The following is a 22,130-nucleotide window of genomic DNA, read 5'->3' as shown; positions in this document are numbered from 1 at the left end:
AGCGCGATCACCTGAACCCGAACGCGGTCACCGGAACTGGCCGTCCACCGCGCCCAGCAGATCCCTGAGCTGGTCGCGCTGCTCCCGGGACAGCACCGCGAACAGGCCCTCGCCGGCCTCCCTGCGCGCGTCCCTGGCCCGTTCGGCCATGGCCCGCCCCGCGTCGGTGATCACGACGAGCGTCGAGCGGCGGTTGGCCGGATCGACCTCCCTGCGCACCAGCCCGGCCTCCTCCAGCGCGTCCACGACGGGCGTCAGCGAGCGCGGCACGATCCGCAGCTCGTCGGCCAGTTGCACCATCCGCAGCGGCCGGTCGGCCGCGCCGAGCACGCGCAAGGCCCGCGCCTGCCCCGGATTGAGCCCGAGCGGCACCAGCCGATGCACGTATCCGTGCCGCAGACGCCTGCTGACCAGGTGCAAGAGCTCCGCGAGCTCCATCTCTCCCATATCGACGATTTTAGCCGGAACAATTATGAGTTAACCTCTGTTTGAGTGGACATCCGAAAGGAGGCCATATTGGCCGACGAACCACGCGCGCCGCTGCGGCGCATCATCGGACTCTTCACCCCCCACCGCGGCCGGTTGATCCTGGTGGGCGCGTTCATCCTGCTGTCCTCCCTGGTCGGGCTGGCCTCGCCGTTCCTGCTGCGCGAGGTGCTGGACGTGGCGATCCCGTCCCGCGACGCGCTGCTGCTCACGCTGCTGGCGCTCGGCATGATCGCGGTCGCGGTCACCACGAGCGTGTTCGACGTGCTGCAGACGCTCATCTCCACCACCGTGGGCCAGCGGGTGATGCACGACCTGCGCATCTCGGTCTACTCCCACCTCCAGCGCATGTCGCTGGCCTTCTTCACCCGCACCAGGACCGGCGAGGTGCAGTCGCGCATCGCCAACGACATCGGCGGCATGCAGTCGGTGGTCACCTCGACCGCGACCTCGATCATCTCCAACCTCACCACCGTGATCGCCACGATCGTGGCCATGCTCGCCCTCGACTGGCGGCTGACGGTGATCTCGCTCCTGCTGCTGCCGGTGTTCGTGTGGATCAGCAGGAAGGTCGGCGCCGAGCGCAAGCGCATCACCAACGAACGGCAGCGCAAGCTCGCCGTGATCTCCTCGATGGTCCAGGAGTCGCTGTCGATCAGCGGCGTCCTGCTGGGCCGGACGATGGGCCGCTCCGCCGAGCTGACCGACCGGTTCGGCCGCGCCTCCGACGAACTGGCCGAGCTGGGCGTACGGACGAGCATGGCCGGACGGTGGCGGCAGTCGTCGATCCAGATCATCATGGCCGCGATGCCCGCGCTGATCTACTGGGCCGTCGGCTACACCGGCATCATCTCCGTCGGCACCCTCGTGGCCTTCACCACGCTCCAGTCGAGCCTGTTCCGGCCGACGGTGTCGCTGCTGCGGCTGGGCGTCGAGGTGCAGAGCTCGCTGGCGCTGTTCGGCCGCATCTTCGAGTACCTGGACCTGTCGGTGGACATCCACCCCGGCACCCGCACGCTGGACGGCGTACGCGGCGAGGTGCGCTTCGAGCGGGTCGACTTCGCCTACGAGGACGAGCGCACCCTGCACGCCGTCGACGTCACCGTCCCCGCGGGCACGACGCTGGCCGTCGTGGGCGAGACCGGCTCGGGCAAGACCACCCTCAGCTACCTGCTCCCCCGCCTGTACGACGTGACCGGCGGCCGGGTCACCATCGACGGCGTGGACGTGCGCGACCTGACGTTCGAGACGCTGAGCGAGGTGGTCGGGGTGGTCTCGCAGGAGACGTACCTGTTCCACGCCTCGATCGCGGACAACCTGCGCTTCGCCCGTCCGGCGGCCACCGACGAGGAGCTGGAGGCGGCGGCGCGGGCCGCGCGCATCCACGACCACATCGCCTCGCTGCCCGACGGCTACGACACGATGGTGGGCGAGCGCGGCTACCGGTTCTCCGGCGGCGAGAAGCAGCGCCTGGCCATCGCCCGGACGCTGCTGCGCAACCCGCCGGTGCTGATCCTCGACGAGGCCACCAGCGCCCTCGACACCCAGACCGAGCGAGCCGTCCAGGAAGCCCTGGAGACGCTGGCGCGGGGGCGTACGACGATCACGATCGCCCACCGCCTGTCGACCGTCCGCGACGCGGACCAGATCGTCGTGCTCGACCACGGGAAGGTCGTCGAGCGCGGCACGCACGACGAGCTGATGGCGCTCGGCGGCCACTACGCGGCCCTGGTGGACCGGGACCGCCCGCTCGAACTGGTCTGAAATTTCGCCCTAAACCAGTTTTAAACGTGTCTTACCTCACATTTCGGGCAAATCGGTATCGTCGCGATCGAGCCGCGCGTTGACTCCCCCGTTTGCCCCTTCCGAGGCTAGGACCAGTCTTGCCACCGCGCTCCTCCACCTTCCGCGCCCTGCGCCACCACAACTACCGGCTCTGGGCCGGAGCCGACATCGTCTCCGTCACCGGAACCTGGATGCAGGTCCTGGGGGTGAACTGGCTCATCCTCACCATGACGGGGTCGGCCACCAGCGTGGGGCTGAGCCTGGTGATGCAGGCGCTGCCGACGCTGCTGCTGGGCATGTGGGGCGGCGCGCTGGCCGACCGGCTGCCGACCCGGCCCGTCGTCGTCGCCGCGCAGCTGGCGCAGGCCGCGCTGGCCGCCGTCCTGGCGCTGATCGCCTTCTCCGGCGTCGACTCCGTCGCGCCGATCTACGCGGTGGCGCTGGCGGGCGGCGTGGTCTCCGCGCTCGGCGGCCCCGCGCTCGGACGGTTCGGGGCCGAGGTGGTGCCACCGGCCGACCTGCCCAACGCCATGGCGCTCGGCTCGATCCTGAACTCGGCAGGACGCATCCTCGGCATGAGCCTGGCCGGCGTGCTGCTGCCGCTGACCGGCAACGGCGGGCTCTTCCTGCTCAACGCGGCCACCTTCTTCGTCGTGATCGCGGCCGTCGCGCTCATGCGGCGCGCGGAGTTCCACCGGCTCGCCGGCTCCGAGCGGCAGCCCGGCGCGGTCGCCGCCGGCCTGCGGTACGTGCTGCGCACCCCCTGGCTGCTCGTGGTGCTGGCGCTCTCGCTGGTGCTGGGCAGCCTCGGCCGCAACTACCAGGTCACCATGGCCGCCATGAGCGCGGGCCCGCTGGCGTCCGGCGCCGCCGGGTACGGCCTGCTGTCCAGCGTGTTCGCCGCCGGCACGGTCGTGGGCGGCTTCCTGGCCGCCACCCGGCCGCACCTGACGATCCGGCTGCTGCTGATCACCGCGTTCCTGACCGGGGTCGCGCAGACGCTGAGCGGCCTGATGCCCGCTCTGGGGACGTTCGCCACGATGATGCTGCCGATCGCGGCGGGCGCGGTGATCATCGACACCACGGTCTCGGCGCGGGCACAGCTCGACAGCCCCGACGAGATGCGCGGGCGGGTCATCGCCGCGCTGGGCATGGTGAGCGCGGGCGCGGGCGCGATCGGCGGGCCGCTGCTCGGGTGGCTGAGCGACGCGTTCGGGCCGCGTCTGTCGCTGGGCATCGGCGGCGTGTCGTGCGTGGCCGCGACGCTGCTCGCCGCGCTCGCGCTGGCCCGCCTGTCCGGCCGGACCGTCCGGCAGGCGGCCTTCCGCCCGCGCCTGGAGAACCGCCTGGCCCCGGAACGGGCTTAGTCTCTTCACGTGCACAACACCAGATACGCCCCGAACGGCATGGTCTGCAGCGTCGACCACCTGGCCTCGGCCGCCGGGGTGGGCGCGCTGGACCGCGGCGGTTCGGCGGCCGACGCGGCGATCGCGGCCAACGCCGTGCTCGCCGTGGTCGCGCCGCACATGTGCGGGCTCGGCGGAGACCTGTTCGCGCTCGTCCACGACGGCACGGTCACCGCGCTCAACGCCTCCGGCCGCGCCGGGTCCGGCGCCGACCCCGCCCGGCTGCGCGCCGAGGGGCACACCCGCATGCCGCACCTGCACGACATCAGGTCCGTGCCGGTGCCCGGCTGCGTCGACGGGTGGCTCGCCCTGCACGCCAGGCACGGCCGCCTGCCCATGGCCGAGCTGCTGCGGCCCGCGATCGCGCTGGCCCGCGACGGCTTCCCCGCCTCCCCGCTGCTGGTCCCCGGCGCCCGTACGGCGGCCGCGCGGCCGGGCGGCGGCGACTTCGCCCCCGTACGCCATGCCGGCGACCGCGTCACCCGCCCCGGCGTGGCCCGCGCGCTGCAGGCGGTGGCCGACGGCGGCCGCGACGGCTTCTACCTCGGCGAGTTCGGCCAGGGCCTGATCGAGCTCGGCGCGGGCGAGTACACCGCCGCCGACCTGGCCGCCCCCGGCGCCGACTGGGTCGAGCCGCTACGGGTGCGCGCCTTCGGCCACGACGTGTGGTCGATGCCGCCCAACTCCCAGGGCTACCTGCTGCTGATGTCCCTGGCCGTCCTCGACGGGCTCGACCTGCCCGGCTCGCCCCGCCATCCGGCCTGGGCCCACCTGCTGGCCGAGGCCGCCAGGGCCGCCGGGCACGACCGGCTCGACCTGCTGCACGAAGACGCCAAGGACCTGCTCGACCCCGGCGAGATCGCCCGCCGCCGGGCCCTGGTCGACCCGGTCAGGCGCGGCCGCCTGCGGGCCCCGTCCGCCGACGGTGACACGACGTACCTGTGCGCTGTGGACGGCGACGGCATGGGCGTGTCGCTGATCCAGTCGAACGCGTCCGGGTTCGGCGGCATGCTCTTCGAGCCGCGTACCGGGATCAACCTGCACAACCGCGGCATCGGTTTCTCGCTGCGTCCCGGCCACCCGGCCGAGTACGGCCCCGGCCGCCGTCCGCCGCACACCCTGGCCCCCGCGCTGATCACCCGTCCCGGCGGCGAGCTGCGGACGGTCGTGGGCACGATGGGCGGCGACGCCCAGCCGCAGATCCTGGCCCAGGTCATCACCCGCCTGCTGCGCCACGGCGAGGAGCCCGGCCAGGCGCTCGCCGCGCCGCGCTGGCGGCTGGGCGGCGGCAGCGGCTTCGACACCTGGGACGCCCCCAACGACGCCGTGCTCGACCTGGAGGAGGGCACGACCTGGGCCGACGGCCTGACCGCGCTCGGCCACCCGGTGCGCGCGCTGCCGTACGGAAGCTCCTTCGGCCATGCCCACCTCATCGACGTGCGCCCGGACGGCATGCTGGCGGGCGCCGCCGACCCCCGCTCACTGGTCGGCGCCGCGATCGGCCGCTAGATGGACAAGGATGGGCTACCGGAGGGCCTAAGCCAGGCCAAGTCGTAGGATTCCGGTCCGTACGGTGGGTAGAGGGCGCAGTATGAGCGAACTACCTCCGGACCGATTCGGCATGGCCGACGAGCAGGACATCGAGGTCAGGGAGTGGACCGACGACCTCGGCCTGCACCACGAGGTCAAAGAGGACGACCCCCAGCACGAGGCCACGCTGGACGAGCGGCTGCGCCAGGAGTTGCCCGACCGCCCGCGCCGCGCCCCGCGCGCGGAGCACCGCCTGACCGAGCCCGACGAGGGCGCCCACCCCGACACCGAGGACGAGGCCATCGGCGTGGACTGGGACGCGGATCGGGAGGACCTGTCGGCCGAGGAGCGCGCGCTGCGCATCGACCCCGACGAGGACCTCACCTGACCCGCGGAGCCTGCGCGAGCCTCAGGTGAGCCGCCGCAGGGCCGGCAGCAGGGCGTGCAGGTCGTCGACGATCACGTCGGCGGCCTTGGCCTGCGGGCGCTCGGCGTGCAGGAAGCCCCACGGGCCGCGGCGCAGCAACGCGGTGCGCATGCCCGCGCGGCCGGCGGGCAGCACGTCGTTGTCGAGCCGGTCGCCGACGTAGAGGATCTCCCCGGGCTCGCGCCCGGCCACCGAGGCCACCTTGGCGAAGAACTCGGGAGCGGGCTTGGACAGCCCCCAGCCCTCGGAGGTGTGCACCGAGTCCACCGGCAGGTCCATCGCCACCAGGGCGTCGAAGGCCCGGCTTGGCTGGTTGCCGGCGATGATTACCTGGAACCCGGCCGCGCGCAGCGCCGACAGGGCCTCCCGCACGTCGGGGTAGAGGTCGTCGGCGTCGAAGTGGTTGCGCAGCCCGGCCGGGTCGTCGCGCTCCCAGGCGGCGATCTCCGCCGCCACGTCGAGACCGGGCCGGACCAGCTCGAACGCCTCCCGGTGGGACCGGTCGAGCGCAGCCATGCCGCCGAGCGCGCCCATGAGCACGAACCTGCTCACCCCCAGCCGGTCGGCCCAGCGCGACCAGATGCGCGTCTCGTCGATCAGCGTCTCGCCGACGTCGAGCACGACCGCCTTGACGGCCTTGACCATCACTCCCCCTGTACGTCCGTGTGCCGCCCCGAGCTCAGGGCCGCAGCTTCTCCATCGCCTTGACGATGCGCTTCTCCGACACCGGCGTGGGGGTGCCGAGGGTCTGGGCGAAGAAGCTGACCCGCAGCTCCTCGATCATCCAGCGGATCTCCGTCACGTCGGGGTCGCCCCGGCGGGCCGGGTGGAGGCTCGCCAGCAGGTCTTGGTAGTCGTCCTCGATCTTGTGCACGCGGTCCATCCACTCCTCGTCCCGCCAGGGCTCCTCCGGGAGCTTGGTGAGACGGCGCTCGACGGCCCGCAGGTAACGCAGGACGTCGGGCAGGCGGCGGGTGCCGGTGGCGGTGACGAAGCCCTTGAAGACGAGCTTGCCGAGCTGGTCGCGCACGTCGTCGGTCGAGGCGCCGGCCCGCAGGCCGTCGAGGCGGGTGCCGACGGCGTGCCACACGCTCAGGATCTGCTCGACCTTGGCCAGCACGTCGGCCGCCGTGTCGTGCAGCTCGGCCCGGACGTGCTGGTGGAGGCGGTCGAAGCCGGCCGGGTCCCAGGCCGGGCCGCCGAGGTCGAGCATCAGCTTGTCGACGGCCGCGTTGACGACGTCGTCGAACAGCGCCACGGCGCCGCCGTGGGGGCTGCGCGACAGCGCCAGCTTGGCCTGGTTGGACAGGCCGCCGAGCAGCGACCTGGCCGGGTTGGTGACGTTGAGCAGGAGCAGCCGGCGGGTGCCGGGCCAGTGGGCGCGGCGCTGCTCGGCGGCCGTCTCGAAGATCTTGACGGAGACCGACTCGCCCGCGTCGACGAGCGCCGGGTAGCCCTTCATCCGGCCCTGCTCGAACACCTTGGGCAGGGTGCCGAAGCTCCAGGTGCGCAGGCCCGTGCGCTCCAGGTCGTCGCCGGCCTCCGACAGGGTCTTGCGCAGGCGCGGCGCGAGCCGGCGCTTGAGCGCGTCGAGGTCTTTGTCCTCGGCCACCGTGCGCTTGCGCTCGTCGATCACCCGGTAGGTGATGCGCAGGTGGTCGGGCACCTGGTCGAGCTGCCAGGCCTCGCGCGGCACCCGGACGCCGGTGAGCCGCAGCAGCTCGCGCTCCACGGCCTCCAGCAGCGGCTCGCCGCCCTGCCTGACCCCGGTCAGCACCTGCCTGGCGTAGTTGGGGGCGGGCACGAAGTTGCGGCGCAGGTGTTTGGGCAGCGACCGGATCAGCGCGGTGATCAGGTCTTCGCGCAGGCCCGGGATCTGCCAGTCGAAGCCGTCGGAGTTGACCTGGTTGAGCACCTGCAACGGCACGTGGACGGTGACGCCGTCGGCGTTGGCGCCCGGCTCGAACTGGTAGGTCAGCCTCATCCGCTGACCGAGCTGCTTCCAGGTGTCGGGATAGTCGCGGGCGCTGATGTCGGCGCCCTCGTTGACCAGCATCTCCGGCGAGAACGTGAGCAGCTCCGGCTGCTCCTGCCCGGCCTTCTTCCACCAGGAGTCGAAGTGCCTGGCCGAGACGACGTCGGCGGGGACGCGCTGGTCGTAGAAGTCGTACAGGGCCTCGTCGTCGACCATGATGTCGCGGCGGCGGGCCCGGTTCTCCAGCTCCTCGACCTCTTCGAGCAGCCGGCGGTTGTCCTTGAGGAAGCGGTGGTGGGTGTCCCAGTCGCCCTCGACCAGGGCGTGCCGGATGAACAGCTCGCGCGACAGGTCGGGGTCGATGCGGCCGTAGTTGACCTTGCGGCCGACCACGAGCGGCACGCCGTAGAGGGTGACCTTCTCCAGGGCGATCACCGCGCCCTGGTTCTTCTCCCAGTGGGGCTCGGAGTAGGTGCGCTTGACCAGGTGCTGGGCCAGCGGCTCGACCCAGTCGGGCTCGATCTTGGCGTTGACCCGGGCCCACAGCCGCGAGGTCTCGACCAGCTCGGCCGACATCACCCACTGCGGCTGCTTCTTGGCCAGGGCCGAGCCGGGGAAGATCGCGAAGCGGGCGTTGCGCGCGCCGATGTACTCCTGCATCGGCCGCCGCCCGTCGGCGGCGCGCTGCTTGTCCATGACATCTTTGACGCCGATGTGCGACAGCAGACCGACCAGCAGCGACACGTGCACCTGGTAGGGGTCGGCGGGCACGCTGCCGGGCTGGGCGCCGAGCGCCTGGCGGACCTGGCTGTAGATGTCCTGCCACTCGCGGACCCGCAGGTAGTTGAGGAACTCGGCCTTGCACAGCCGCCGGAACGCGCTGGAGGACAGCTCCTTCTGCTTGTCGCGCAGGTAGTTCCACAGGTTGAGGTAGGTCAGGAAGTCGGACTCGGGGTCGGCGAAGCGCCGATGCTTCTCGTCGGCCTGCTGCTGCTTGTCGGACGGCCGCTCGCGCGGGTCCTGGATGGACAGGGCGGAGGCGATCACCATGACCTCGCGCAGGCAGCCGTTCTTCTCGGCCTCCAGCACCATGCGGCCCAGGCGCGGGTCGACCGGCAGGCTCGCCAGCTTGCGGCCGACGCCGGTGAGCTTGCCCTGGGCGTCGAACGCGCCCAGCTCGTGGAGCAGGTTGACGCCGTCCTTGACCTGCCTGCGATCGGGCGGCTCGACGAACGGGAACGCCTCGATGTCGCCCAGCCCGATCGAGGTCATCTGCAGGATGACCGAGGCCAGGTTGGTGCGCAGGATCTCCGGGTCGGTGAACTCCGGCCGGCTGAGGAAGTCTTCCTCCTCGTAGAGCCGGATGCAGATGCCGTCGGAGGTGCGGCCCGAGCGGCCCTTGCGCTGGTTGGCGCTGGCCTGCGAGATGGGCTCGATGGGCAGGCGCTGCACCTTGGTGCGGTGGCTGTAGCGGGAGATGCGGGCGAAACCCGGATCGACCACGTACTTGATGCCGGGGACGGTCAGCGAGGTCTCGGCCACGTTGGTGGCCAGCACGATCCGGCGGCCGGTGTGGCGCTGGAAGACGCGGTGCTGCTCGGCGGCGCTCAGCCGGGCGTAGAGCGGCAGGATCTCGGTGCCCCTGAAGTCGGCCTTGGACAGGGCGTCGGCGGCGTCGCGGATCTCCCGCTCGCCGGACAGGAAGACCAGGATGTCGCCGGGGCCCTCGGTGACCAGCTCGCGGCAGGCGTCGACGATGCCGCCGGTCTGGTCGTCGTCCTCCTCCAGCGGGCGGTAGCGGACCTCGACCGGGTAGGTGCGGCCGGAGACCTCGATGATCGGCGCGTCGCCGAAGTGGCGGGAGAAGCGCTCGGGGTCGATGGTGGCGCTGGTGATGACGACCTTGAGGTCGGGGCGCTGCGGGAGGAGCTGTTTGAGGTAGCCCAGGATGAAGTCGATGTTGAGGCTGCGCTCGTGGGCCTCGTCGATGATCAGGGTGTCGTACTGGTCGAGCATGCGGTCGTTCTGCAGCTCGGCCAGCAGGATGCCGTCGGTCATCAGCTTGACCAGGGTGCGGTCGCTCGCCTGGTCGGTGAAGCGCACCTTGTAGCCGACGACCTCGCCGAGCTCGGTGCCGAGCTCCTCGGCGACGCGCTCGGCGACGGTACGGGCGGCGATGCGGCGCGGCTGGGTGTGGCCGATCAGCCCGCGCACGCCGCGCCCGAGCTCAAGGCAGATCTTGGGGATCTGGGTGGTCTTGCCGGAGCCCGTCTCGCCCGCGATGATCACGACCTGGTGGTCGCGGATGGCGGCCAGGATGTCGTCCTTGCGCTGGGAGACCGGCAGGTTCTCCGGATAGCGGACCTGTGGCACGGCCTCGCGGCGGCGCGCCAGCCGCTGCTCGGCGCGCTCGACGTCGGCGATGATCTCGGAGACGATCTTGTCCCGGGCGTCGCGGGAGCGGACCCGGCGCATGCCGTCGAGCCTGCGCCGCAGCCGCCGCTGGTCGCGCGGCATGAGCTCGGGCAGGCGGGACTGGAGGTCGGCGAGCGGAGAGGACAACGAAGGCGTTCCCATACTGCTTTCAGGATATTTGAGCCCCGTGGCCCCGGAGCCAACGGCCCATGGTGCCCCACGCGGCCCGCCTCCCGCATCCCAATATCGCGCCGGCCCCGCGACCGCGCTCTCCCACCGCTCCCCCGCCGCTCTCCCGCCGTGGCCTCCTACCGCGCCGGCCGGGTGGTGGCGGCGTGGCGGGCGGCGCCGATGATGCCGGCCTCGTTCTGCAGGGCGGCGGGGACCACGGGAGTGTCGATGGTGACGTGCGGCAGGAACTTGTCGGCCTTCTTGCTCACGCCCCCGCCGATCACGATCAGGCCCGGCGAGAACAACATCTCCACGTGCTTGAGGTACTCCTCGACGCGCTCGGCCCACTTCTCCCAGCTCAGGTCGTGCTCCTCGCGGGCCCGCGCCGACGCGCGCTCCTCGGCGTCCTTGCCGCGCAGCTCCAGGTGGCCGAGCTCGGTGTTGCAGACGAGCGTGCCGTCGGCGAACAGGGCGCTGCCGATGCCCGTGCCGAAGGTCAGGATCAGCACCGTCCCCTTCTGGTCGCGGCCCCTGCCGAAGGTCATCTCGGCGATGCCGGCGGCGTCGGCGTCGTTCAGCACCGTCGCGCCGCCGAAGAGCGCGGCGGCGTCGACGCCGATCCACGAGTGGTGGACGTTGGCCGCCGTCTGCACAACCCCGTCGACGACGACGCCGGGGAAGGTGACGCCGACCGGGCCGTCCCAGTCGAAATGCTTGACGATCTCGCCCACCACCTCGGCCACCCCCTCGGGCTTGGCCGGCTGGGGTGTGGCGATGCGCAACCGCTCCTGGACGAGCTCTCCGGCCTCGGTGTCGACCGGGGCGCCCTTGATTCCCGAACCGCCGATGTCGATGCCCAACACGTTCATGACTCTCCTTCTCCCCCGCCCTGGACGGGAAAACTCGCCTGCCGATATTTCCGGCCCGGCTGAACCCGCTCCGGGCCCACCGCGTATCTCGCGTCACAAGCGCTCACTAGGAGGCACGGATGCGGCTCCGCATCATCACGCTCTGCGCTGTCGCCGTCGTGGCGGGGACGACCCTCACCGCCCCCGCGCAGGCGACCACCAGGACCCGTTTCGACGTCATCAACCTTGTGTCGGACGTCAAGGGCAAGGCCCCGGTCACCGACCCCAAGGTCGTCAACCCGTGGGGCCTGGCCATGGGCAAGACCTTGTGGGTCTCCAACACCGGCACCGGCACCGCCACCGTCTACTCCGGCACGGGCCGGAAGGAGAAGACGGAGGTCTGGATCCCCGGCGGCTCCCCGACCGGCCAGGTGTTCAACCCGGGTGACGGCTTCACCGTGAAGGGGAGACCCGCCACGTTCATCTTCTGCAGCCCGAGCGGCGCGATCACCGGCTGGAACGCCGAGGCCGACCCGGCCAACGCCGTGATCGCCGCGTTCACCCGCGGCGCCGACTACAAGGGCCTGGAGCTCGTACGGACCGACGAAGGCGAGTTCCTGCTGGCCGCCGACTTCGCCCACGGGCGCGTGCACGCCTTCGACGAGAACTTCCGGCGCATCCGCCTGGCCGGCTGGCAGTTCCAGGACTCGCGGGTGCCTCGCGGCTACAACGCCTACAACGTGGCCGTGGTCAACGGCAGCGTCTGGGTGGCGTACGCGCTGCGCGACCGTACCACCGGCAAGCCCGTCTTCGGCGCCGGCAAGGGCTTCGTGAGCCGCTTCAACGCCGACGGCCGCCTGACCGGCCGCATCTCCAGGGTCGGGCTCGACGCCCCCTGGGCCATGACCGCCGCGCCGCGCGGCTGGGGCCAGTACGCGGGCGCCCTGCTGGTCGGCAACTTCGGCGACGGCACCGTGCACGCCTACAAGGGCGACCGCCACCTGGGCGCGATCACCACGTCCGGCGGCCGGCCCGTCAAGCTCCCCGGCCTGTGGGACCTGGAACCCGGCACCGCGGCCACCGGCGGCGTGAACACGTTGTGGTTCTCGGCCGGCATCGAGGGCGCCAAGCACGGCCTGATCGGGGTGATCGCGCCCGCCGGTACGAAGCCGACCTCCACGGCCGCCGCCCCCGCGAGCACGCCGGCGCCCACCCGCTCCGCCGCCCCCAGGTCGAAGTCGCCCTACGGCGGCGGTGGCGGCTACTGACCGCACCACGAACAGGGCCACGAACAGGGCCACGAACGGGCCCGCTCGACGTTTCCGGCGCGGCCGGCGCGGGCCGCGCCGGAAACACGGATTCCCGGAAAACCTGAGAACCGCATATGGACACGGAATGCGACGGAGCAGATACTCAACGTGTCAACACCCTCATCCCTGCTCTCACGTCGCCCCCAAGCACCGCATGAGCCGGCTTGTCGTGTGCTGCCCGGAAACCGTGCCTGTCAGGGAACAGGACAAGGAGAGACCATGCCAGCCAAGAAGTCTCTGTTCCTTTCCGTCATCGCCCTCGCCACCGCGGCCTGCGTGACGGCCACCGTCGTGGCCCTCCAGGCGTCCAGTCCCGTCTCGGCGGCCACCCGCGCCGCGCTGCCGCCCGGCTACCAGCTCGTCACCCTGCCCAACGCCAACGTCCCCAACTTCCAGCGCCGCACGGTCTACTGCCCGGGCTCCAAGCACGTGCTCGGCGGCGGCGGCGAGGCCCGGGGCAACGGCGCGATCCTGGTGGGGTCGTTCCCCACCGATGACGCCCGCGGCTGGATCGCCCTCGGCCGCCAGATCGGCTACAACGACGTCGGCATCAGCGTGTTCGCCATCTGCGCCGACTGACCCGTCCGCCGGCCCCGCCCGCTCTCCCGCGGGCGGGGCCGGCGCATGTCCGGCCTCAGCGCCGGCCGAGGACGGCCGCCAGGTCGGCGACGGTGCGGTAGTGGACGCCCGTCATGCCGAGGGCCCTGGCGGCCGCCACGTTCGGCAGCCGGTCGTCGACGAACAGGCAGCGCGCGGGGTCGGCCCCGGCGCGTTCGGCGGCGATCTCGTAGATGCGCGGGTCGGGCTTGATCACGCCGACCCTGGCGCTGCTGACCAGGTCGTCGGCGAAGTAGGTGAGCCCCAGCCGGTCGAGGTGCTCCTCCACGGTGTCCATGGCGTTGGTCACGATGACCACCGGCACGTGCTGCTGCGCCTTGGCCAGCAGCTCCCTGACCTCCTCGTCCACCCGGAACGGCACCGCCCCGAACTCGGCCACCGCCTGGCGGGCCCGCTCGTCGCCGCCGAGGGCGACCGCGACCGCGTCCAGCCATTCGCGCTCGGTCATCCGGCCCAGGATGGCCGGCTCGATCAGCTCGGGGGCGAAGGCCGTGGCCGTGAGCGGCAGGGCGTACCGGGCCTCGATCTCGGCCTGGACGGTGTGGTCGAAGAGGCGGAGCACGCCATCAAGATCGGTGAGAACCGCATCAAAGGGGATCACAGCCATCATTGTGCCGTGAAGTACCGCATCCGCTGGTCCGAGAAGGTTTCGTGTGCCACCAAAGCCCCAGGGCGACCGGCGGCACTACCATCTCCGAGACGGGATTCGGTATCGGAACGGTAGGGCATGGACGATCACCAGCTGCCACCTGAGTTGTGCCAGCTGTTCGCCGACGGCGGCAGGGGGCGCAGACTACCCCCGGGCCTGCCCGCGGGCGACGTGGTCTGGCCCGACCCCGCCTACGCCCGGCAGATCGTGGCGGCCCGGCCGGCGTTCTGGATGAGCGACGAGCACGCCGCCGGCGAGGACTGGGCGTTCATGCGGGTCTGGCATGCGCACAGCGGCCTGTGGCCGGTCCTGCTCGACGAGTCGGCCCAGCCGTGGGCGATCGGGCAGATCGTGCCCGACGACCCGATGCTGATCGGCCACTTCACCGCCGAGGGGTTCATGACCGAGGTGTGGCAGGAGTGGGTGTCGCAGATGCCGCGCGACGCGCTGGCGGAGTTGGAGCCGTACGGGGCGCTCTGCCCGGGGCTGGCGCCGCCGGGGGTGCCCCGCGCCGACCCCGGCGACGTGGCCGACTGGCTGGCCCGCGAGCTGGCGCCCAAGGGCATGCCGCTCGGGCTGGTCGCGGCCGGCCGGGGGGCCGATGCGCTGGCGGTCATGGGCTGGCAGGGGGCGCTGCACCACAACGAGTGGATGGTGCCGCTGGCGGCCGTGGTGCGCAGCTGGGAGGACCGGTTCGGGGCCCGCGTGGTGAGCGTCGGGTTCAACACGCTCGACCTGAGCGTGGCCGCGCCGCCGGCCGACCCCGAGCACGCCCTCCACGTCGCCGCCGAGCACTGGGCGTTCTGCCCCGACAACGTCGTGCAGGGGCCGGGCGACCTCCAGGGGTACGCCGACCAGATCATCGGGCGACACGCCTGGTCGTTCTGGTGGGACTGAATCCCCGGCTTTTACGCTACTTTTTAACCGCGACAGGGAGGGCTTGGTCACAGCATGTCACGGGGAGACCTGACTCCGGAGCTCCTGCATTCCTCGTCCTGGACGGACTGGCTGGTGCAGTCGGCCGGCATCCCCGTCCACGACGTGCCGCTGGTGTCGGTGGGCGGCGGGCTCGGCTCGTTCACGCTGGTCGACGTGCTGCGCATCAGAGGGGTGCCGGTCCCGGCCATGCGGGTGCTCTCGACCAGCGACACCCCCTGGCAGACGTGGGAGTACCTGACCCGCGTCTCGCAGCTGCCCGCGCACGAGCGCATCAGGTCCGACGCGGGGGCGCGCCCCGACAACATCTGGGGCTTCCCCTCCTACGCGGTGCAGGAGGCCTGGCAGGACGGCTCGCTCAAGCCGATCCTCCAGGTGCTCGCCGAGCCGCTGTTCACCGACTTCTACAGCCCGCGCGCCGGGCTGGTCACGCAGACCGTGCGGCGCGAGGCCGACCGCATCGGCTACTGGCACATGCTGGCCAAGGGCCAGGTGCGCATGGTCAGGAAGCGGCTGGACGGCGGGTACTTCACCGTGCTGACGCCGCCGCCGGGCACCTCGCCGACCAAGCGGGTGGTGCTGCGCTCCCAGTACGTGCACCTGGCCGTCGGCTACCCGGGGCTGAAGTTCCTCGACGACCTCCAGGAGTTCCGGCAGGCACAGGGCGAGCGTTACCGGGTGGTCAACGCCTACGAGCCGCACGAGCACGTCTACGACCAGTTGCGCAAACGCCCGGGGGTGGTGGTCGTGCGCGGCGCCGGGATCGTGGCCTCGCGGGTGCTCCAGCGCCTGATGGACGACCGCGAGCGGTACGGCCTGCACACCCAGATCGTCCACCTGTTCCGCACGTACGTGGCCGGCCCGCACGGCCCGAGCGTGTTCATGCGGCGCCAGGGCGGCGACGGCTGGGCCTACCAGGCGTTCACGATGCCCAAGTCGGCCTTCGGCGGCCAGCTCAAGGCCCGGTTCAGGAAGGCCACGCCCGAGCAGCGCGCGCTGATCTCCAAGTCGCTGGCCGGCACCACCACCCCGAAGCTGGCCCGCTGGCAGGAGCAGATGCGCAGGGGCCGGCAGGGCAACTGGTACCACCCCACCCAGGCCGTCGTCGACCGCATCGAACGGGCCCCCGACGGCCGCCTGGTCACCCACACCCGCAGCGTGAACGCCGCCGCCATGCAGTACGTCTCCGACTTCATCATCGACTGCACCGGCCTGGAGGCCGACATGCCGGAGCACCGCGTCCTCGACGACCTGCTGCGGCACGGCGGCGCCCGGCCCAACAAGGCCGGCCGGCTGAGCGTCGGCCCGAACTTCGAGGTGCTCGGCGCCGAGAGCGAGGGCGGCGTCCTGTACGCCTCCGGCGCCGCCACGGCCGGCAACCACTTCCTGGCCGTGGACAGCTTCCTCGGCATGCAGACCGCCGCGCTCGACATCGCCGCCGACCTGACCAGGCGCGGGTTCTGCAAGGGGCTCGGGCCGGTGAGGTCCACGGCCCAGTGGCTGCGGTGGGCGGGAAACAGGAGGCTCGCTTGATCCCGACGCTGGCCGGGCGGCTGCAGACCCGGCTGTTCACGCTGGCCACCGTGGGGGCGGCGCTGACCGCGCTGATCACCCTGGTGCTGCCGATGTCCTTCCAGGACGCCTTCCTCGTGCTGCCGGCCGTCGCCGTCGCGGGCGTCGGGTGGGAGCTGCTGTACCACCTGCTCATGCAGTTCCGCTGGGACAAGGACTGGCCGACGCTGTTCGGGCTGGTCACGGCCGTGCCCGAGGGGCTGCTGATGTGGGTGCTGCTGGACGGCGGGCTCGTCCCCGGTGTCGCCGGCCCGGTCAGGGCGTGGGCGTTCGCGGTGATGTTCGCCTTCGTCTGGCTCGGCCAGTGGTTGTTCGTGAACGGGCCGATGCGGGTGTTGTTCGTCGAATGGCGGCTGCGCGGCGGCCGCCTGCTCTGATCACGGATCTGCTCACGGAGGGGCAATGGGGGGCGTCGAGCTGGCTCGACCGCTGTACTTCTGGCTCGGTTTCCTGGCCACGGTGGCCGGGGTCGTGCTGCATCTGCCGATGTACCTGCACGGCGCGGACATGCACTACCGCCTGGCGGGCATGCCGATGGACCTGCCGATGACGATCGGCATGGGGCTGATCGTGGCGGGGCTGGCGGTCACCGCGTACGGGCTGATCCCGCCCGGCGCGCTGACGGCCAGGCCGGCCGCCGAGGTCCGGGTCCGCGCGCTGGACGACGCGCGCATGCGACCGGCGCACATCGGGCTGATCGTGGTCATGTCGGTCGCGGTGATCATCGACGCCATGAAGCCGATCACGCTCGGTTTCGTCGCACCCGGCATGGCCAAGGAGTACGGGCTGAAGTCCGCGCTCAACCCGGCCGGCGAGCTGCCCGTGGCGCTGCTGCCGCTGGCCGGGCTCACCGGGACGGTGCTCGGCTCGCTGCTGTGGGGCTGGATGGGCGACAAGATCGGGCGCAAGCCGTCGATCCTGTTCGCCGGGGTGCTGTTCATCGGCACCGCGATCTGCGGCGTCATGCCGGACTTCGAGTGGAACCTGGCCATGTGCGTGGCCATGGGGCTGGGCGCGGGCGGCATGTTGCCGATCACGTTCTCGCTGCTGGCCGAGACGATCCCGCCGCGGCACAAGGGCTGGGTGATGGTGCTCATCGGCGGCAACCTGGCGGTCGCCTACCTGGCGGCCAGCTGGTTGTCGGCGTCACTGGCGCCGACGTTCTCCTGGCGGGTGCTGTGGCTGGTGGGGCTGCCGACCGGCGTGTTCCTCATCCTGCTCAACCGCTTCATCCCGGAATCGCCGCGTTTCCTGCTCGCGCACGGCCGCGACGCCGAGGCCCGCGCGGTCCTGGCCAGGTACGGCGCGGCCGCCACCACCCAGGAGGCCACCACCGCCGAGGAGGCCACCGCCGGCGTCGAGCGCTTGGAGGATGAGCACGCGGGCGGCTACTCGCGGCTGTTCCGCCGTCCGTTCACCGGGCTGACGGTGGCCGTCGTGGTGCTCGGGCTGAGCATCGGCCTGGTCACCTACGGCTTCCAGCTGTGGATCCCGTCCAACCTGCAGAAGCTGGGCCTGGACCAGCAGACGGCCGACCGGGCGCTGCGCGACTCGACGCTGCTGGGGCTGCCGCTGATCTTCATCTCGGCCGCCATGTACGGCCTGTGGAGCGCGAAGAAGACGATCGTCACGCTGTCGGCGCTGGTCGGCGTGGCGCTGGCGGTGCTGGCCTTCTCCGGCGAGACGCTGGCGCACGACCGTACCTGGCTGTACCTGCTGCTGGCCGGGCCGATCGTGGGGACGGCGACGATCGCCGCGGTGCTGGCCGCCTACAGCTCGGAGATCTACCCGACCCGGGTGCGCTCGCGCGGCTCCGGGCTGTCGGCCGGCATGGGCAAGGCCGGCGGCGTGGCCGTGACCGCCGTGCTCGTGGCCGGGGCGGCGGCGCCGTCGATCGGCACGACCGCGCTGCTCGGGGCGGTCCCGCTCATCCTGGCGGTGGTGGCGGTGCTGGTGTTCGGGGTCGAGCCGGCCAAGGGCGCGGCCGGTGAGCCGGCCACGCCCGCCGCCGCCTCGACAGGGGCCTGACGCGCGGGGCGCGAGGGAGTTCACGGGGAGCTGACAGGCGGCCGGGCGTTCGCGGAGGCTTGACAGGCGCACAGGCGTTCACGGGACGCGCGCCACGGCGCCGTACGTGCCCGACGAGCTCGGCCGGCCGGAGCAGGCGGCGCCGTGGTCGTCGGGCCGCCACTCCGGGACCCACACCAGCCCAGGATCGACCAGCACCAGACCGTCGAGCAGCGCCGCCACCTCCTGCCTGCCGCGGATGGCGTGGCCGGGCAGCGTCATCGCCAGCAGGTCCCGGACCGCCGGCAGCAGCTCGCCCGGCACGCCGTCGAAAGTGGTCTGCAGCAGCGACAGGTAGCTGCCGTCGGACGCCGCCCGGCGGACCCGCTTGATCACGTAGTGGACGTACTCGTCGTCGGCCAGGCTGTGGGTGGACACCAGCAGCACGGCCACGGGTCGGTCCCAGTCGAGGAAGGCGCGCACCACCCGGTCGTCGAGGAACGCGTCGATCTCGCGCACGTCGCCCTCGACCACGCGGACCAGATCGGTGCCCGGCTCGATGGTGGCCCGCGCGCCGGCCAGCACCATCGGGTCGTTCTCCACGTAGACCACCCGGGCGGGCACACCGCCGGGGCCGCCCGAGGCCACGTCGTGCAAACGCCCGCCCGCGGGCAGGCCGCTGGGCACGCCACTTCCCACGATGACGAACTGGTCCACGCCTTCGGCCGCCAGATGACGGACCACGCGCACCAGGAACTGCAGCACGGCCCGCGCGGCGGTGGTCGTCACGGACGCGGCCTGGTCATATCGGCGTACCAGATCGCGGTCGGCCGAGAAGTTGTTCTTCCCGCCCGCGGCCGCGTCGAGCACCCGGGTTGTCATGGCTCGGGTCATCTCCAGCTTCGCCAAGTTTCGGATGGCACGCTGACGCATTGAGTGTTGCCCCTTTCCCCTCGCCCACTATCTCGGGAAAAGCCGGTCCTTTCGGACCCCACTCGATGACCCAGACCATATGATCCTCGTTACGCGCCGGAAGACAACAGGAAAAGCATTAATTCTGCGGAAATATGCCTTACCTGAATGGCCGCCGGCCGGAGATCATTTTCCTGTCGAGCGCGAGAGGCGTTCGCGGTGGAGCTCCAGCACCTCGTACGTCTCCTCGCGGGTGGTGGTCGTCACCGACAACTTCGTGAACGCCTGGTGGTAGGTCTCGACCGCGGCGACGTCGGTGATCAGCTCGTCGGCCTCGACGCCGTGGGCGCAGGCGACGTCGGGTTCGAACGCCTCGGCGAAGCGCCACAGCGTGAACGGGCCGGTGCGAGGCACGTACGCGGGGTCGTCGATCGGCACGACGTGCAGCGAGACGTTGGGCCGCTTGGCGTGGTCGAGCAGCAGGTCGAGCTGGCGGAGCTGGGCGTGCGGGCCGACGATCGAGCGCAGCAGCACGGCCTCGTCGATCACCGCCCACAACACCGTGTCACCGGCCGCGGCCAGCGCCTCCTGGCGGGCCATGACCAGCGCCAGGGCCTCCTCCACCGACGACTGCCCGAGCGTGGCCGGCCCGGCCACGGTGATCGCGGCCCGCGCGTAGTCCTCGGTCTGCAACATCGGCGGGACGAACTGGGGATGGTACGTGCGGATCACCGTCGCCCGCTGCTCCAGCGCGTACGCCGTGGCCAGCCAGACGGGCACCGACTGGGCGTCGTACCAGGCGGCCTCGCGCTCGCCCCTGGCCAGCGAGAGCACGTACTCGCGGACGGGCGGGGCGGTGACGCCGTAGAGGCCGAGCAGGCGCTCGACCGTGATCGGCGTGGGCGCGAGGCGGCCCTCCTCGATCGCGGGGATCGCGGCGGCGCCCTTGCCGAGCGCGCCCTCGACCTGCTCGACCGAGAGTCGCACGCCCATGCGCAGGCCGTGCAGTCGCTTGCCGAGCGCGCGGCGCTGGGAGTCGTTGAGCGGCGTGGCGGCGTCGGGGATCTCGGCGACCGGCTCCGGCTCGCCCGGCAGCCCCTCGGCCCGGCGCGCCAGCTCGACCACGCCGCGCAGGACGGCCAGCGACCCCTCCGACAACCCGGAGGCCGACAGGCCGATCGCGGCCGCCCGCAGTTGCAGGTCCTCGACCGCGCCGGACTCGTAGTGCTCGTCGCCCACCAGCCAGCCCACGCTCACCTGGAGGCAGGCGGCCAGCGCCCGGAGCACCTGGAGCGTGGGGTTGGTCTGCTTGCCGGTGCGCAGCTGGCTCACGTAGGCGCGCGTGATGGGTATGCCCGCCTCGGTGAGGGCGGAGGCGACCTGGGCGCCCGTGAAGCCGCGCTTGGTCAGCGCGAGATCGAGCCGTTCGGCGAAGTTCGCCACGGCGCACCTCCTACCGCCCGTGAACTTTTCCCAGCCTAAGGTACGAGACCCCCACTGTCCCCTGCCACGCGGGCCAGCTCTGCCCGGCGGGTAGGTATCAACTTATTCGCAAAGTGTGAGTTGACATAGCCCCTCTTTCCAGCACAGTATCGGAGCGCGTGGTAACTGTGGCTTAACAGCCCGGACGATTCGCGAGAGTCTCCGGCAAGGAGGTGGCCGGACGTGACCATGGACTCCCTCGACGGCTCGCGCTTCCTGGAGGATCCGGTCTCCCGGGGGCAGCAGCAGGTGGTCCGGCGCATCTGCGCGCGGGTCGCCGGGCCGCTGACGAGCCGCGACGTCCAGGTCGCCGAGCTGCCCCTGGGCGGGGTCGAGATCTGGCTGGACAGCCCGCGTCACCGCTGGCGCCTGCACCATCGCATGGCCCGCGAGCTGCGGCTGGCCGGCTGGCACACCGAGCCCGGCCCCGAGCGGCTGCTGCTGCTCGGCTGGAGCGCGGTCTGCCTGGGCCACCGCGCCAGGATGCTGGGCGCGGCCCTGTCCGGCCGGCTGGCCCACTTCGACCGCACGTCGTTCGCGGCCGTCATGATCGCCACCCGGCTGCGGCACGAAGGGCTGCCCGCCGCCGAGCTGCCCGCCGCGGTGGTCGAGCGCTGCCGCGACGCGCTGCGCTGGCCCACCCGGCTGGCCGACCTCGACGGGCTCGAACGCAGGTCGTCGCTGGAACCGATCAGGCTCAGGCTGGCCCAGGTGGCCGGGCTGGAGTCGAAGGTGAGCCGGCGCTGCGCCGAACACCTCGCGCTGGCCGCCAGGGTCGCGCGCACGGTGGCCGGCACGGCGCCGCCCGTCCGCTCGCGTGCCTCCGGGCCGCGCGCGGGGCTGACCGAGCGCATGGTCTGCGTCAGCGTGCCCAACAGGGCCTGCACACCGGCCGCGCTCGACCCGGAGACGGCGCGATGACGCCGCTCCCCCTCCCCCGCCGGGCCTCGCCGCCCACCGGCCCGCCCGCACCGCCCGCGCCGCGCGCGGCCGTGCCGGCGGCCCTCATACGGCCGGCTCCGGCGCTACCCCATCCCTCCGGCACCGTGCGTCACGTGCCCGACAAAGTCGGCACGGTGCTGTCGGCCGGCGCGGTAGCGGCTGGCGTGCCGGCCAAACCAAGGGGTAGTGCCTGGGGCCGGCTTTCCTCGTGGCCGTCCGCCCGCGATCGGGCGGCGGCCTCCCCGACCGGGGAGACGGGCCCGCCCGGCTCCCCGCCCGGCGCCACCGGCACGGCGGCGACGCCGGGCGGGACGATCGGCGTGACGGGCGCCACGGCTCTGATCGACCGCCCCCTCAGGGGGCCGGCGCCCGCGCGGGCCCCCGTGCCGGTGGCCATGACGTCAGGGGGCCGCGCCCGGCCCGCGTCACCCAGATCCGCGACCGACAGGAGTGATCATGCTCATCGACGAGGTGTCCAGGCGGCAGCCGCACGAGGTGCACGCACGGGGCGCGCGGCCCCTGCCCGCGGAGCCGAGGGGCGAGGGCCGGGACGAGCCGTCGCGGGCCGAGGCCCCGGCGCGCACCGTCCACCGGCTGCGCCGGATCCGGCAGGTGTCCGTGCAGGCGATCGGCGAGATCGACCAGGCGCTGGCCTGACC

19 protein-coding genes are annotated in these 22,130 nt (G+C 72.1%); 12 read left to right on the top strand and 7 right to left on the bottom strand.

From position 1 onward, the window contains the following. Window positions 1-27: 27 nt before the first annotated feature. Window positions 28-447, bottom strand: coding sequence for a MarR family transcriptional regulator (locus tag ABZ444_RS03030; protein ID WP_357991831.1), 420 nt, complete (start codon window positions 445-447; stop codon window positions 28-30). 69 nt (window positions 448-516) lie between these two features. Here ABZ444_RS03030 and ABZ444_RS03025 point away from each other — a divergent pair, with 69 nt between their 5' ends. From ABZ444_RS03025 to ABZ444_RS03010, 4 genes are all read left to right on the top strand, one after another. Beyond that, window positions 517-2,250: an ABC transporter ATP-binding protein gene (locus ABZ444_RS03025; protein ID WP_357991828.1), complete on the top strand. Its 1,734-nt coding sequence runs from the start codon at window positions 517-519 to the stop codon at window positions 2,248-2,250. Window positions 2,251-2,369: 119 nt separating this feature from the next. Then, complete coding sequence (locus tag ABZ444_RS03020) at window positions 2,370-3,638, top strand: MFS transporter (RefSeq protein ID WP_357991825.1); 1,269 nt, start codon at window positions 2,370-2,372, stop codon at window positions 3,636-3,638. A 9-nt stretch (window positions 3,639-3,647) separates the two neighbouring features. Further along, window positions 3,648-5,186, top strand: a complete 1,539-nt coding sequence (locus ABZ444_RS03015; RefSeq protein WP_357991822.1) for a gamma-glutamyltransferase — start codon at window positions 3,648-3,650, stop codon at window positions 5,184-5,186. 82 nt (window positions 5,187-5,268) lie between these two features. Continuing rightward, window positions 5,269-5,595, top strand: coding sequence for a DUF5709 domain-containing protein (locus tag ABZ444_RS03010; RefSeq protein WP_357965330.1), 327 nt, complete (start codon window positions 5,269-5,271; stop codon window positions 5,593-5,595). Between the two features lie 21 nt (window positions 5,596-5,616). On the opposite strand, the gene ABZ444_RS03005 is transcribed toward ABZ444_RS03010, so the two are convergent. From ABZ444_RS03005 to ppgK, 3 genes are all read right to left on the bottom strand, one after another. Next, entirely contained in the window at window positions 5,617-6,279 is a 663-nt protein-coding gene (locus ABZ444_RS03005) for an HAD family hydrolase (RefSeq protein WP_357991820.1), read from the bottom strand. A gap of 34 nt (window positions 6,280-6,313) precedes the next feature. Then, complete coding sequence (gene hrpA, locus ABZ444_RS03000) at window positions 6,314-10,186, bottom strand: ATP-dependent RNA helicase HrpA (protein WP_357991817.1); 3,873 nt, start codon at window positions 10,184-10,186, stop codon at window positions 6,314-6,316. Window positions 10,187-10,332: 146 nt separating this feature from the next. Next, on the bottom strand, window positions 10,333-11,064 hold the full coding sequence (gene ppgK / locus ABZ444_RS02995) for a polyphosphate--glucose phosphotransferase (protein ID WP_357965339.1): 732 nt from the start codon (window positions 11,062-11,064) through the stop codon (window positions 10,333-10,335). A 119-nt stretch (window positions 11,065-11,183) separates the two neighbouring features. Here ppgK and ABZ444_RS02990 point away from each other — a divergent pair, with 119 nt between their 5' ends. Both ABZ444_RS02990 and ABZ444_RS02985 read left to right on the top strand, forming a co-directional pair. Beyond that, entirely contained in the window at window positions 11,184-12,311 is a 1,128-nt protein-coding gene (locus tag ABZ444_RS02990) for a TIGR03118 family protein (RefSeq protein ID WP_357965342.1), read from the top strand. Window positions 12,312-12,572: 261 nt separating this feature from the next. Continuing rightward, on the top strand, window positions 12,573-12,932 hold the full coding sequence (locus ABZ444_RS02985) for a hypothetical protein (protein ID WP_357991814.1): 360 nt from the start codon (window positions 12,573-12,575) through the stop codon (window positions 12,930-12,932). A 55-nt stretch (window positions 12,933-12,987) separates the two neighbouring features. Here the strand turns inward: ABZ444_RS02985 and ABZ444_RS02980 are convergent, their stop codons facing one another. Beyond that, entirely contained in the window at window positions 12,988-13,572 is a 585-nt protein-coding gene (locus tag ABZ444_RS02980) for an HAD-IA family hydrolase (RefSeq protein ID WP_357991811.1), read from the bottom strand. Window positions 13,573-13,698: 126 nt separating this feature from the next. Here ABZ444_RS02980 and ABZ444_RS02975 point away from each other — a divergent pair, with 126 nt between their 5' ends. Genes ABZ444_RS02975 through ABZ444_RS02960 form a run of 4 tightly spaced genes read left to right on the top strand, consistent with a single transcriptional unit; the run spans window position 13,699 to window position 18,156 of the window. Beyond that, complete coding sequence (locus tag ABZ444_RS02975) at window positions 13,699-14,517, top strand: DUF4253 domain-containing protein (protein ID WP_357991808.1); 819 nt, start codon at window positions 13,699-13,701, stop codon at window positions 14,515-14,517. 54 nt (window positions 14,518-14,571) lie between these two features. Then, window positions 14,572-16,089 (top strand): hypothetical protein, encoded by a 1,518-nt coding sequence (locus ABZ444_RS02970; RefSeq protein WP_357991806.1) that lies wholly within the window; start codon window positions 14,572-14,574, stop codon window positions 16,087-16,089. After that, entirely contained in the window at window positions 16,086-16,505 is a 420-nt protein-coding gene (locus ABZ444_RS02965; RefSeq protein WP_357991804.1) for a hypothetical protein, read from the top strand. The genes ABZ444_RS02970 and ABZ444_RS02965 overlap by 4 nt, the downstream gene beginning before the upstream one ends. A gap of 25 nt (window positions 16,506-16,530) precedes the next feature. After that, window positions 16,531-18,156: an MFS transporter gene (locus tag ABZ444_RS02960; RefSeq protein WP_357991801.1), complete on the top strand. Its 1,626-nt coding sequence runs from the start codon at window positions 16,531-16,533 to the stop codon at window positions 18,154-18,156. Window positions 18,157-18,234: 78 nt separating this feature from the next. Here ABZ444_RS02960 and ABZ444_RS02955 read toward each other — a convergent pair whose 3' ends face one another. Together ABZ444_RS02955 and ABZ444_RS02950 are read right to left on the bottom strand one after the other, a co-directional pair. Continuing rightward, window positions 18,235-19,029, bottom strand: coding sequence for an SAM-dependent methyltransferase (locus ABZ444_RS02955; RefSeq protein ID WP_357992784.1), 795 nt, complete (start codon window positions 19,027-19,029; stop codon window positions 18,235-18,237). A gap of 204 nt (window positions 19,030-19,233) precedes the next feature. Further along, window positions 19,234-20,490 (bottom strand): Scr1 family TA system antitoxin-like transcriptional regulator, encoded by a 1,257-nt coding sequence (locus tag ABZ444_RS02950; protein WP_357965360.1) that lies wholly within the window; start codon window positions 20,488-20,490, stop codon window positions 19,234-19,236. Window positions 20,491-20,712: 222 nt separating this feature from the next. On the opposite strand from ABZ444_RS02950, the gene ABZ444_RS02945 reads away from it, so the two are divergent. Both ABZ444_RS02945 and ABZ444_RS02940 read left to right on the top strand, forming a co-directional pair. Then, on the top strand, window positions 20,713-21,450 hold the full coding sequence (locus tag ABZ444_RS02945) for a hypothetical protein (RefSeq protein WP_357991798.1): 738 nt from the start codon (window positions 20,713-20,715) through the stop codon (window positions 21,448-21,450). A 477-nt stretch (window positions 21,451-21,927) separates the two neighbouring features. Further along, the gene (locus ABZ444_RS02940) at window positions 21,928-22,128 is read left to right on the top strand and encodes a hypothetical protein (RefSeq protein ID WP_357991796.1); all 201 of its coding nucleotides are present in this window, start codon (window positions 21,928-21,930) and stop codon (window positions 22,126-22,128) included. Window positions 22,129-22,130 lie beyond the last annotated feature (2 nt).

It is taken from the genome of Nonomuraea sp. NPDC005730 (genome assembly GCF_040630865.1).
Lineage (GTDB): Bacteria > Actinomycetota > Actinomycetes > Streptosporangiales > Streptosporangiaceae > Nonomuraea.
The sequence above is the reverse complement of the archived record's forward strand: the minus strand, read 5'-3'. Positions and strand labels throughout refer to the sequence as shown.